This is a genomic window from Synechocystis sp. PCC 6803 substr. PCC-P, assembly GCF_000284455.1.
Taxonomy (GTDB): domain Bacteria; phylum Cyanobacteriota; class Cyanobacteriia; order Cyanobacteriales; family Microcystaceae; genus Synechocystis.
Genome location: NC_017039.1, coordinates 2,179,821 through 2,192,055 on the forward strand (window position 1 = coordinate 2,179,821; position 12,235 = coordinate 2,192,055).

Annotated in this window: 9 protein-coding genes and 1 pseudogene; 1 reads left to right on the plus strand and 9 read right to left on the minus strand. The window is 48.2% G+C overall.

Annotated features, from left to right (window positions below; genetic code table 11):
- The first annotated feature begins 102 nt into the window (after nucleotides 1-102).
- Nucleotides 103-1,965: a serine/threonine-protein kinase gene (locus tag SYNPCCP_RS10320; protein ID WP_020862246.1), complete on the plus strand. Its 1,863-nt coding sequence runs from the start codon at nucleotides 103-105 to the stop codon at nucleotides 1,963-1,965.
- Between the two features lie 71 nt (nucleotides 1,966-2,036).
- On the opposite strand, the gene SYNPCCP_RS10325 is transcribed toward SYNPCCP_RS10320, so the two are convergent.
- From SYNPCCP_RS10325 to SYNPCCP_RS10360, 9 genes and pseudogenes are all read right to left on the minus strand, one after another.
- Nucleotides 2,037-3,785, minus strand: a complete 1,749-nt coding sequence (locus tag SYNPCCP_RS10325) for a hypothetical protein (RefSeq protein ID WP_231848819.1) — start codon at nucleotides 3,783-3,785, stop codon at nucleotides 2,037-2,039.
- Nucleotides 3,786-3,876: 91 nt separating this feature from the next.
- Entirely contained in the window at nucleotides 3,877-6,084 is a 2,208-nt protein-coding gene (locus SYNPCCP_RS10330) for a caspase family protein (RefSeq protein ID WP_010873177.1), read from the minus strand.
- A 152-nt stretch (nucleotides 6,085-6,236) separates the two neighbouring features.
- Nucleotides 6,237-8,243 (minus strand): NAD(P)/FAD-dependent oxidoreductase, encoded by a 2,007-nt coding sequence (locus SYNPCCP_RS10335; protein WP_010873178.1) that lies wholly within the window; start codon nucleotides 8,241-8,243, stop codon nucleotides 6,237-6,239.
- Nucleotides 8,244-8,678: 435 nt separating this feature from the next.
- Nucleotides 8,679-8,917: pseudogene (locus tag SYNPCCP_RS17655) on the minus strand (IS701 family transposase); the annotation flags it as partial.
- 22 nt (nucleotides 8,918-8,939) lie between these two features.
- Nucleotides 8,940-10,058, minus strand: a complete 1,119-nt coding sequence (locus SYNPCCP_RS10340; protein ID WP_010873179.1) for a branched-chain amino acid ABC transporter permease — start codon at nucleotides 10,056-10,058, stop codon at nucleotides 8,940-8,942.
- Between the two features lie 81 nt (nucleotides 10,059-10,139).
- On the minus strand, nucleotides 10,140-10,688 hold the full coding sequence (gene frr, locus SYNPCCP_RS10345) for a ribosome recycling factor (RefSeq protein ID WP_010873180.1): 549 nt from the start codon (nucleotides 10,686-10,688) through the stop codon (nucleotides 10,140-10,142).
- On the minus strand, nucleotides 10,675-11,397 hold the full coding sequence (gene pyrH, locus SYNPCCP_RS10350) for a UMP kinase (protein ID WP_010873181.1): 723 nt from the start codon (nucleotides 11,395-11,397) through the stop codon (nucleotides 10,675-10,677). The genes frr and pyrH overlap by 14 nt, the downstream gene beginning before the upstream one ends.
- A gap of 200 nt (nucleotides 11,398-11,597) precedes the next feature.
- A complete protein-coding gene (locus SYNPCCP_RS10355) occupies nucleotides 11,598-11,819 on the minus strand; it encodes a type II toxin-antitoxin system HicB family antitoxin (protein ID WP_010873182.1) in 222 nt (73 codons plus the stop codon).
- A complete protein-coding gene (locus SYNPCCP_RS10360) occupies nucleotides 11,820-12,164 on the minus strand; it encodes a type II toxin-antitoxin system HicA family toxin (protein ID WP_020862242.1) in 345 nt (114 codons plus the stop codon).
- Nucleotides 12,165-12,235 lie beyond the last annotated feature (71 nt).

The window sequence follows — 12,235 nt, forward strand, 5'->3', positions numbered from 1 at the left end:
CCGGCCAAGACTTTCTCTATTGCCTCCCAGACAACAACAACAGTAATAATCGCCTAGGACAAAGGTAAGATGGAATCACTCCCCGTCCTAGGCGTATTTTTTATGGTAAAGACTGCCAATGTGGCGGTTATGCCGCTGTTTCCCCGCTCCCAATATAGAATCATTGGACAGATCGGACAGGGACAGTTCGGGCGGGTTTACTGTGCTATTCACCGGACTACGGGCAAAATGTATGCCCTGAAGGATTTAGAACATCGGGTATTTCCCACTAATAAATTTCTGCGGGAACTGTCCTATCTGTTGACCCTGCGCCATCCCAACATTGTGGCTTGCCATGGTTTGGAGTACCATCCTGGGGGCCGCTATTTGGTGATGGATTACTGTGAGGGGGGAACTCTGCGGGACATTATTGATGGGGACGGAGATTTATGTTTGGCGGGAAAAATAGATTTATTAAGACAAATATTGCTGGGTTTGGCCCAAGCCCATCAGCATGACATTGTCCACTGTGACCTTAAACCGGAAAATATCCTGTTAATACCCCGGGCAGAGGGATGGCAGGTAAAAGTATCAGATTTTGGCATTGCTCGCCTAACAGCTAAAACGGGCAATCCTAATTTCAGCAAGGGTTACACTGGTTCTCCCGCCTATATGGCCCCGGAACGGTTCTACGGCAAGTTTTCTGTAGCTTCCGACATTTATGCTGTGGGTATTTTGCTGTACGAGCTCATCGTCGGCGATCGCCCGTTTTCAGGATTTCCTAAAGCGTTGCAGGCAGCCCATCTCAATGTCCGCTTAACCTTACCGCCGGAATTTCCTCCCTTACTTGCCCCCATTGTCCAACGGGCTTTGGAGAAATTACCCCAAAGACGATTTCCCAATGCCACAGCCATGGCCAGTGATTTGGCCACGGTTCAAAAACAAATATTGGAACAGGATCCCCCCAGGGGTAACGGCTATCTTTACCATCACTTGGCTCCAGCTCCGCTAGCCTTTACGGCCACAGTCAAACACAGTACTCCCTTGTTATTTCCCATTAGTCACCTAACTGGGGCAGGACTTTGGTTATACCTAGGCAATGGGGCCGAACTGTACCTATGGGAGTATGGCGATGGAAATGTGGAGCACCATCCTTTGCCCCGCTGGGCGTTGGGTTTACCGGGAACCATAGCTAATCTGGAAGTAAATCAAGACCAAATTAGCCTCTTAATCCAGGGAGGTGAACCAGGAGAATGGCAATTTTACCAGTGGCGAGAAACCCTACTTGGCGCTCTCTCTCTCCCCAAACCTCGCATTAATTTGCGGGCAGAGCGTCTGTTGGCCAATCTAAGCCCCGGTGGTAAAACTTTGGCAGTGGTAGTAGGCGATCGGGACAGTGAAAAAGGCCATTTTCAATTATGGCGCACTGACCACAGCTTACCTGTGGCTGCAGCCGTAGTAATTCGATGGCCGGATCAACTGCTCACCCTAGACCAAAACCATGGCCTGTTGGTGCAGTCTCAATCAACGGCAAGTTATTGTCATACTATTTTTTTCCTGTTTAATCGGCGGGGGTCCCTGTTTCCAGCCTTTCGCCTTTCTTTTTTGGTATTTCAATTGGTAGTTAATCGCTACTCCCGCAACCATCTGTTTGGCTTGGCCGATAATGCTCCCTACACTGGTATTTTGATTCGTCTGCAACCCCTGAAAGTCAATCGCATTGCCCTAACTATCCAGCCCCAATTCATTGAGCCTTTTCCCTGGGGTTATCTACTAGCCGATCGCCATGGGGAAGTAGCTTTGTTGGACTATGAAGGTTTTTTATTTGGCAATTTTTCCCTCGGGGAAACCATCACGGCGATCGCCCCCATGGGTCGCTATCTCTGTTTATTTGCTACCTGGCAGGGCAATGGGGGAACTTTACGTCTTCTGGATTTGGGTCCCCAAGTGGAAAACATTATTCGCCAACGCCAGGAAAAACGCTAAAACCACAGACTGTAAGATTGGATTTCTGGCTAGTCATGGTGGAATTTTTAGAATAAAAATTGACAAAATCCCTAAAAGTCTAGGTCAACTCCCAAAGATAAGCGCAGGGTGCCCAATCCCAACTCCTGGGGAGTGAGGAAACGGGTTTCAAAATAGCCCAACATATGGCGTAGTTCCGGCCTACCTTTGGATTGTCCCGTTACCCCCATGGCAATTAAAACCGCACAATAACCCTTGGTATCGCGACAGCGACGCTCCCAATTTTTTTTCGCCTGGCGGTGGGCCGGGGCATCAAGGAGAAATTCTCCAAAGAGAAACAATTTATCCTGGCCGGTTTTGAGGATACCCAAGTCATACCTAGTTTCCGTCCAGCAGTCTCGCCCCGCATTAAAACCCAGTCCGGCGATTTCTCCCTCTTGCTGTAACCGGCGAATTAAATCTTTGGCCTTAGGACGGCTAGTTTGGATCATCAACACTGGCATGCCATCCCCCTTTTGCCGAAATTCACTGGCTTGGTAATGAACCATCGGGGAGGAACGGAGACTATGCACTAAGTCCCAGGGCACCATACCCAAACTCATATACGAATTATCGGGAATTAAATCATCTTCCAACAGATCATCATCGTCTTCTTCCTCTTCCTCATCAAAACCCAATTGCCCCAAAAACTCCGCCGTTAGCTCCGGTTGGGTGGAAAGCTGCACCAATAGCTGTTCCTTGGTGTTCTTGGGCTTGAGGGGATGTTTGACCTTCACTTCTTTGGTAATTAGCTCGACATTTTCCGCTTCAAAATCGCCGTGGTGGGCTTTGACAAAATGGGCCAATCCTTCCAGGGCACAGTAAATCGCTAAGGCCTCCTCTTCGTCGATAAACGGACGAATGCCTTCTAGGGGATGGATACTGCCGAAAATGGCTGTGGCCTGGTTATCTTGGCTAGCTGGGAAAAATGGCGGGTTTGCCCTCGGCAGGGTTTCTCCCTGGTCTCCGGCTTCGTAGTTAATGAACCAACAGTCCTGGGAGAGAAAAACCTGTTCTAGGCATTGGTTATCGTCCTCACCCATGGCCATTGCCCGAAAGGTTTTCAGGGATTCCAGGGAACGGTAGAGGATGATGCCATATTCTTCCCCCAACATTCCCATCACACAGGCGTAGAGGGGGGGCACTCCCTCCAGGGTGGGAATTTGGATAGCGATAATGTCTAGGTCGGTCAACACCTCCCAGGGGGATAAATGCCAAATTTCCCGGGCTAACTTTTTAAGGGGGACATCGAATGCTGGAGGAATGGGAGCCGGGCGATGATCGTCAATGGTGTCAAAGGTGCGAAAGAGTTCGTCAATGAGGGGAAGCTGGGCTTGGTATTCCACATTAATATTCAGGCCCTGGAGAATTCCCCGCAGTAAAAACTGTAGCTCCCGGTTGCGGACAACAATTTTTTGGGGCCGACAGGGGGGCGCTGGCGATCGGGGCATCTCCATGGCCCGGATCAGAGTACGGACTACGGTTTCCATGCCTGAAGTTTCAGGAATCACATCCATGGAACGCACCAGCCCCTCAGTGCCATCCACCCAGAGAATGCATTCCCCTGCTTCCCCATCTTCCCTTTCCCCCAAGGATCCCCCCTGAAACGGGCGGCGATCGCCTTCCCAGACACTCGGAATCTGTGGTAGTTGCTGCAACCGATGCTGGGTGGACGAGGGCAAGGAAGATGTCATAGATGAACAATGGACAGACAAAAATATGTAGCACAGTGGCTGGGTTGGGGCATTTTCAGCGGAAAAAGCAATGCCTAGAGTTAATGACCGCACCAAGGTCCATGGCATACCCATAATCAGACCCCGCTGGTCAAGGGAAGCTCCACCAACCCTGAAACGTCTAATATCCTAACAAGGAATCCCTAGATTGCGGGCTTTTCTAAATGACTTGATACATAATGGGCAGACTTAACCAATCGGCGGTGGATAGTAAAATCATATCGTCAGGGACTGGGGCCACCGTCACCCCATGGGCGGTTAGGTCTTGGACCAGGGCTAGTACCACAGGGAGCAAATTTTTCAATGGCAGCACCCGGGGGGGATGGCTTTCTAGGCTGGGGGGATCGATGGAATTGTTGCCGGTGATTTGTTGTCCTAGGGCTGTGGCAGTGCCGGCCAGGGGAAAACGGGAAAGAATTAAAAACCAATGGGCGATCGCCTTGTCTCCACCAATAATCCAGAGGGGATCTTCTGGGCTAGGCCAGGTCAGTTGTTCTTTGCCCTGTAGTAACTTTAGGTCTGGACGGAGAATGGCCGCCACACTCAGACCGCGATTATTCACCCCAATCAAACAACCGTAGAGGGTTTCATTGCTAAAGTTTTCCAATTCACACTGTAAAGCTTGGTTGGTGGCCACGGCGGGCAGGAAGCTGGGGGGAGCATTGGGTATGCCATTGCCCCCATTGCCGGGGTTGTTGTCCTGGGGAGGATAGGGGTAACGGGTTGATCGCCATTGGTAAATTAGGCGGGGCAGGGGATTATCGCCGCTGGTTTGTTGCACCAGTTTGATGCCGGCCCCCAGTTGGGTGCTATTGCCATTGGCCAGTAAGGTCAGCCATTTCAAGGCCAGCAAACGGTTCAAGCAGGGGTCTAGGGCACCAATGACAGTTTTCACCGCCCCGCTGGACTCAGACTTAGTCAGGGGTTGCAAAGGGTTTCCCCCCTCGGTAAAGAGGCTATAGCGATGGGCTTCCAGTCTGCCAAACACACAGTCTGCACTACCTTCCCCGGCATTAATCACTGTTTCCACGGCGGCGATCGCCCCAAAGGCACTGGTGGCATCCACCCGCTCAATGCGTTCCAGGTCATGGGCTAGGGCCACTGTTAAAGCGAGGTTTTTAGGGATAGCTCGGTATATTTCCCGCAGGGCACTGCCCACCAGCATTTCCTTTTTGCTTTCCCCGCCATTGGCTTCCGTTGAGGATGTCGCTGACTCGGCCTTGGTCGATGAAGTTTTGGTGATCGCCGTTAATGTGGCGCTTTGTCCTTTAACACTTTGCACTTGCCAGAGGGAATTATCCGTGGAGTTAAGATCGCTCCCCGTCTCCGTAGCTGGAAAAGTTAAATAACAGGAATGCACCAAAGCCCGCTTTTGCACCAGGGGAGCCAGGGCCACAATTTGACTTTGTAGGGAATTGCCACTGATTAAGCCAGTTACCATTCCCTCTCCTCCCGTGGTTAGGGTGGTGGGAGCGAGGAAATCAGGGGAATTATTTGGCGATCGCCATTGGGGAATTTGTTCTGTCCCTAGGCGGGGAACCAGTAAATTGCGGCTATGGTCCCACAGACTGGCCATCACACTGGTGGAGCTATTTTCCCAAAGACTTTGGGTGAGGGCCAAAGTGAATAGTCCCGCTGACTGCTTGCCCAGTTGAACTTCCACCGCAGTTTGCCCAGGGCTAGTGGCACTAATTAGGGTGATATTGCCCAAACTTGCTTTGGTTGGGGGATTGCTGGGGTTAACTTCTGGGGGGATTGGCCCACCCCGACCGCCACTACGACCCCGGAGATTGCCCTCAAACTCCTCCACCCCAGTGCTAAAACCACAGTCGAGCACAAGATAGACCTGCTTAGTTTTGAGAGATTGCAACCAATTGATTAGGGTAGTGAGGGGTAGAAAGTTATCCTCTCCTTCCCCGTCTAGAAATAGTCCCAAATGGGGTAGAGCCTGCTCCCAGGTCGGGTTGGGGGTCATGGCTGCTGGTGGGTTATAACTGCCATAACCACTAAAGGCCACCACCACTGGGTCGCCTTTCTGCACCTGTTGCCGTAGATGCTCATCAAATAAAATTTCCAGGGCTGACAGGGTAATACCTTGGGGGTCTAACCCGGCAATCTTGGCTTGATCAAAACCGTAACGCCCCGTTAAAACTTCCCCCAGCAATTGCCTATCGGTGGTGCATCCCATCAATCCCCGGCGATCGCCATTGGCTCCATTACCTTGCCCCGCCGCCAACAGTAGGGCCCACTTTTGATTGGTGTTGGATGCGAGGGATTGGCCCATATTTCTGCCGGACCATGCCCAGGCCCAGGAACCAAGGCCCAGGGCCATGCCGCTACGTAAAAATGTCCGTCGGTCAAAGGTCATTGTCAATTCAACTCTCTAAGGCGATCGCCATGGGCCTAGCTTAGCGTTTTGAGAACTTTGGTGCTGGACACATTCCCATAATCAGATTAACAGCAATGTTTGCATTGGTGAATGTGCCGGAGCAAATATTTTTTTCTTAATGTCGCCCTAATTTACTTGGATTGTTGAGCTAATTTTGGTTGAATTTGATAACCGAAACACAACAAAGAAAACCATAGTTGGGGAGAAAGCTTTTCCAACCAATTGCGGGAATTAATTAGCCACTGGGGATACCAAAAGCGGAATAGGGCATTGAGTAAAGCTTGACGGGAAAAATCAAAATAAACTAACAGCCATTTTAGTAGATCCTCGGTGCCAGCCATCTGCCAAATCCAAAACAATAGTTGGGGATTTTTGCTAGCAGCCTTAAGAGCTAAGCGAGAAAATAATAGCCAAGTAGTGCGGTCTTTAATGAAAGTTTCCGCCACCGTTGGGGCCGAGTCTGCCAATAGACCAAAGAAAGTATTGAGCATGGCATTAACCTGTTGGGGCGGCAATTGTTTCCCCGTCGGCACCATCATTCCCTTGGAAAACATCCAAGTCACAGCAATATTACTTTGGTAGGCCCGAATTTGATTTAATTGCTTTGCTTGGAGCAGGTCATACTGCAAAGCTGTGTGCAACAAGTCCGTTAATTTGGCTAGATTCCGTACTAGAGAGCCAAACCCAGTGAACACCAAAGGAGATTGGAGAGAAGCGGCATCCCCGATCGCCATTAATCGGTCTAGGGCAATGGTACGGTCTTGGGCGCTGGTGCTAAAGTGACCAGGAATATAACCGAAGGTAGCTTTTTTCCAAGTTAACTTTTCCAGATTACAGCGACGATACTCCGGCAAAATGCTGAAAAAGTCTTCGTACATTTCCAACAAAGAACCAGGATTTTCCCGATTAACTTGATGGTAATGGAAAAGATAAATGGTCATTTCGTCCCCTGCTCCGGGGAACAATTCCCAAATTAACTGCCTACCCCGGGAAATATCTCCATGGGAATTGAGCACATCACCATAAGCATTATCCCAAACCACCGGATCTAGGCCTTCCACCACGGCCCCCACCGTGGGACAAACACTGTTAAAAGTTTTACCGCCATTTAATTGCCAAGCAATGGGAGAAGCGGTACCCATGGCATCTACTAACAATCTGGCTTGGGCTAATTTTGTTTGATTATTTTCCAAATTAATGCAATGGACTACCACTTTGTTCGGATCAATAGTGGCGTTAATAAATTCAGTTTCATCCCAAATAATTCCCCCTGCTTGCTGGAGTTTATGTCCACAGATAGCCAAGAATTTAGCCGAATCTAGGGCAATGTTTAATACAGTGGGAGTGTGGAGCACATTAGCTTTAAGATGGGGCGGATTATAGGCATCAAAAAACTTATTAAACCCGTCTCGATATTCCCGGGCAATGACGCTTTCAAATTCCTCTGGGGTGAATAAATTTAAGTCAATTAACCGCTGAAATTCATCCCGGGAAATATTCCATTCCCGATTCATTCGGCCGAAGGGCAATCGTTCAATGAGCAGTACCCGATAACCCAACCGGGCCATCACCGCCGCATGGACTGAACCCAGAGCCCCGCCCAGGTAAATTAGGTCAAACTCAGGGGTTGCAGGGGCGATCGCCGTTACCGTGGAGGTTTGACTGACCACCTGCCTAGGGGTTTGGGGATTCGCTACATTGTCCCGCCACCGTTGTTCCCACCAGTAAACGCGCTTGAGGTCATATTCTCCTTGGGGAAATTTTTGGAAGAATTTAACCGTTTCAGGATATCGATCTTGTAACGCCTGGAAAATATTTTGCCGATCCAGATCGATCGCCGGTGGGACCGGATAGGTGGGAGGAAATTTTTGCCCTAATGCCCGCCTTAATTCCTTGGCGATCGCCGTTTCTTGGGGGAAGCTAGTGTCACCCCAACGCACACACTTAAGATAGGTAGTTCTTTGTAGAGACCACACAAAAATGGATAGTTCACTGCTTTGGCCGGAGGAACCCCGCAACCGTAAACCTTGCTCCGTAGGCAACTTTTGCCCCACTAAGGGCGACCAATTTCCCTGAAGCCAAGCGACAACTTCAGCGGTGGCAGGGGTGGGGACTTCACAGTAGAGCAGTTCACGCATGGGTTGGAAATGGACTTAAAAGTCGTGGCCGGCGGATTGCCAAAGCACAAAAAATGTGTAGGAAAAAAGCAAAATGTATCTGGCTTGTATTTATGGTATCAACCAATGGGCAACTGGTTGAGTATTTGTCGGACAAAAAACTAAGTTTGCCTATAGATTAAACCCTAGGCTTGACAAAATTGCCACTGAAATCATATGAGATTTACAAGTTTTTTTGATGATTTAATAATTTAATCGCCCAGATTTAATTAATTAAAAGCAAGCCTAAATCTTGTCATTAATTTATTGGAAAAACCTGTGGTGTTAGGGAATTAGTCAGCACGGTAAGCCGGGAAAATTTTAATAAATGAAAGCTTCTTAATGGCTGGGGTGTATAAATCACCGCCATCCAGGGCTTTAATAAATTAAAATAGCATAATGACTGAATTATTAACCTCATATTATTAAGTATGTTTTTCCAGCCACTTCTTTGATTCCAGCAGAGATATTTTTGTATATTCTGATAAGCTATCTTCTTAGTCTGTTTTGATTGACTTTAAGGAATCACTCTGCGGGGATAAATTTTCTATCTAAAGACTTACCGTTAAATACACGCTCATCACTATTTCCTCCCATTTTTCTATTCTCGAATAGCCCATCATTCTAAAATCTGCCCACCCCAATTCATTCTTTAAGGGAATTTGAACAAAGTTGCCCTTAGCGCCCTAGGGTTAACTCTTCTTTTTTGCCTAAAATGCCCTGGGGTCGCCACACCATTAACACCATTAAAATTAGCCCGATGACCATAACCCGTAAAGCTCCGGCTTGACTCTGGTCTAAAAAAGCAATTTGGGGTAACAAAAACCTGGTTAGGGAATCATAGGCCCAAAAAATAATGGTGCCCAACACCGTGCCCGCATTACTGCCCGCTCCCCCCAGCACCACAATGATCCAAGCGTTAAAAGTCAGCAACGTGTCAAAATTACTGGGGTAAATACTGGTCAATTGCCAAGCAAACAATGCCCCCGCTAAACCGGCGATCGCCCCGCCACCCATGAAGGCCTGTAACTTATACCAAAAAACATTTTTGCCCAGGGCCCGGGGAATTTCTTCATCTTCCCGGATGGCTTTGAGAATACGACCCCAGGGGGAATGGACCCAAAATTCCAAACCAGCATAGGTAAGGGCCAACAAGGTTAAAGCTAATAACATTAGCCCCGCCTTACCAGAGTAGTTATACAAAGAAACTACCCCAGGCACATAGGCAGTTAAAATCAACGCTGTGGTAATAATTCCCCAAATTAGCAAAGCCAAAGGCTTACGGGGCTGATAACTCTTACCTTGGATTTTTTTACCCTCTTTCCACTGTTTTAAGAGACTTTTAATTAAAATACTTTCAGCATAAATAGTGAGAACTGTGAGCCAAATCACAAAAACAATGCGACTTAATAATGTGGGGTTAAAATCCATCGGCCAGGGAAAACTTTGTACCCCAAAAGTTCCCTGGGTTAACCACTCTTCGTTGTTGGCTATCAAGCGAATTAACTCGGAAACGCCGATGGTAACGATCGCCAGGTAATCTTCCCTTAATCTGAGGGTAGAGGTGCCAATGAGCAAACCCAACGCCATGGCCAATCCCATCCCTACCAACACTGCCAGGGGAATGGGCAAACCTCGTAAACTCAGCAAGGTGGTCGCGTAGGCCCCCAGGGTCATAAAAGCGACATGGCCAAAATTAATCAACCCGGCAAAGCCCCATTGTAAATTCAAGCCCAGGGCAAAAATACCGTAGGTAGCGGCGGAAGTGATCAAAAAAATCAGATAGCCAAAGTTCATAGAATTCAAGGGAGCAATGATGTTCGGCCAATGAGTCCAGGGTTTATTTTGACCACTGTTGAAAGTCAGTCTAGCAAAGGATTACACCGTGGTGATGTCCTTTTCCTTAGCCGCCAACAATTCATCAATACGCTTGGTGGATTGATCAGTCAATTTTTGGATTTCTTCTTGCAGATCCCTGGCTTCATCTTCGGAAATGTCCGAATTTTTTTCCTGTTTCCTCACTTCATCCACCGCATCCCGGCGAATATTACGGATGGCCACTTTGCCTTCTTCCGCCAATTTACCTGCTACTTTCACTAGTTCTTTGCGTCGCTCCGCTGTCAGAGGAGGTATATTCAGACGAATGACTTTACCATCGTTGTTGGGGGTTAAACCCAGATCCGACAGGGAAATGGCCTTTTCAATGGTGCCAATACTGCCCATGTCAAAGGGTTGAATCACAATGGTGCTGGCATCGGGGGTGCCAATGGTGGCCAGAGATTTTAACGGGGTTTCGGCGCCATAATACTCCACAGTAATCCGGTCTAGCAGGGAGGCATTGGCCCGGCCGGTGCGGATGGTATTGAAGGATCTCTGGGTCGCTTCAACACTTTTTTGCATGTGGTCCTTGAGTTCAGCTAACTTCACAATTTTCTCCAACTAACGTACCGACTGCTTCGCCTTTGATGGCCCGTACAATGTTACCGGGAACCCCCAGGTCGAAGATCATAATGGGAATATTATTATCTTTGCATAAGGCGATCGCCGTGCTGTCCATGACTTTGAGATCTTCGGCCAACACATGGCTATAGGTCAGAGTGGTGAAGCGGCGGGCATTGGGATTGGTTTTGGGGTCAGAATCATAGACCCCGTCCACCTTGGTCGCTTTGAAAACCACTTCCGCATCAATTTCGGCGGCCCGCAGGGCGGCAGTGGTGTCGGTGGTGAAAAAAGGATTACCCGAACCAGCCCCAAAAATTACTACCCGGCCCTTTTCCAAATGACGGATGGCCCGCCTACGAATGTAAGGTTCCGCCACTTCCTGCATGGCGATCGCCGTTAACACCCTGGTGGGAATATCCATTTGTTCGAGGGCGTCCTGGAGGGTCATGGCGTTCATCACCGTGGCAATCATACCGATGTAGTCGGCGGTGGCCCGGTCCATCCCAGCAGCGGAAGCTTTCACTCCCCGGAAAATGTTGCCTCCCCCCACCACAATGGCCAACTGTACCCCGGCCTGGAGAACATCCTTAATTTCCTGGGCGATCGTTCCCACCACAGCGGGGTCAATGCCATAGCCCAGGTCTCCCATGAGGGCTTCACCGCTCAATTTCAACAAAACTCGCTGGTAACTCATGCCGCCATCACCATTGATATAAAGACAAGGAATGAGGGTTAAACGCAAAATTCCCCCCATACCATAGCACCCAAGGGGAACCTGCAACGACTTTTAAACACCCCCGGTCTTTCTCCAACGGTCAGCCAGCTATTTCATTTTCATTACCCAATTCCTGCAATCGGATTTAGCGGCGATCGCCCTAAAAATACCCATGTACCCTATGCGGCACTCAACATCTTAATTTTGGCAATTTCTGCTTCCAAACTAGGCAGTTTTTGGTTGTGGGTCTGGGCTGTTTCTAGCCAGAGATCTTTAACTATCATTAATTCTTCTAGAGTTTCCTCTAGGGTTTCTCCTTGGGCCAAACAGCCACATAACGCAGGAATTTCAGCGACAAAACCACCTTCTGCACAGGGATAAATAACAATTGGATAATTCATCTATTTTTTCTCGATAATTTCAAGGATTCGGCGAATATAGATTGACTTGACTTTCTTGTTGTGGACGGGAATAACCAGAATAATATCATTTTTTTTGAAAATGTGATGACTACCTGTGATTCTTTCAAGATAGAAGCCTTCTAGCTCCAGTAACTTACAGACATCACTGAATCTAATGTTGTTAGGACTATTTTTCAGGAGCGCAATGAGTTTTTTTCTTTTAGGCACAGTTTCATAACTTATCAATTGTATTCCCCAAAATTTTACCAGAGTCTGAAATGTTTGTTGAAGTGACTCTTCTTTGCTGGCAAAACTGATTTGGCAAATATTAATTTCAGGTAACAAAGCAGTAAACTAAGATCATAGACTATGACAACCTACTTTTAAAATATCTAGGAAAAACAATCATTATTAGA

What these genes read in the sequence shown, in the direction of transcription:
- SYNPCCP_RS10325 (WP_231848819.1), bottom strand. Translation starts at nt 3,785, where the DNA reads ATGCCATGGACCTTGGTGCGGTCATTAACTCTAGGCATTGCTTTTTCC.
- SYNPCCP_RS10340 (WP_010873179.1), bottom strand. Translation starts at nt 10,058, where the DNA reads ATGAACTTTGGCTATCTGATTTTTTTGATCACTTCCGCCGCTACCTAC.
- SYNPCCP_RS10320 (WP_020862246.1), top strand. Translation starts at nt 103, where the DNA reads ATGGTAAAGACTGCCAATGTGGCGGTTATGCCGCTGTTTCCCCGCTCC.
- pyrH (WP_010873181.1), bottom strand. Translation starts at nt 11,397, where the DNA reads ATGAGTTACCAGCGAGTTTTGTTGAAATTGAGCGGTGAAGCCCTCATG.
- SYNPCCP_RS10355 (WP_010873182.1), bottom strand. Translation starts at nt 11,819, where the DNA reads ATGAATTATCCAATTGTTATTTATCCCTGTGCAGAAGGTGGTTTTGTC.
- SYNPCCP_RS10330 (WP_010873177.1), bottom strand. Translation starts at nt 6,084, where the DNA reads ATGACCTTTGACCGACGGACATTTTTACGTAGCGGCATGGCCCTGGGC.
- SYNPCCP_RS10335 (WP_010873178.1), bottom strand. Translation starts at nt 8,243, where the DNA reads ATGCGTGAACTGCTCTACTGTGAAGTCCCCACCCCTGCCACCGCTGAA.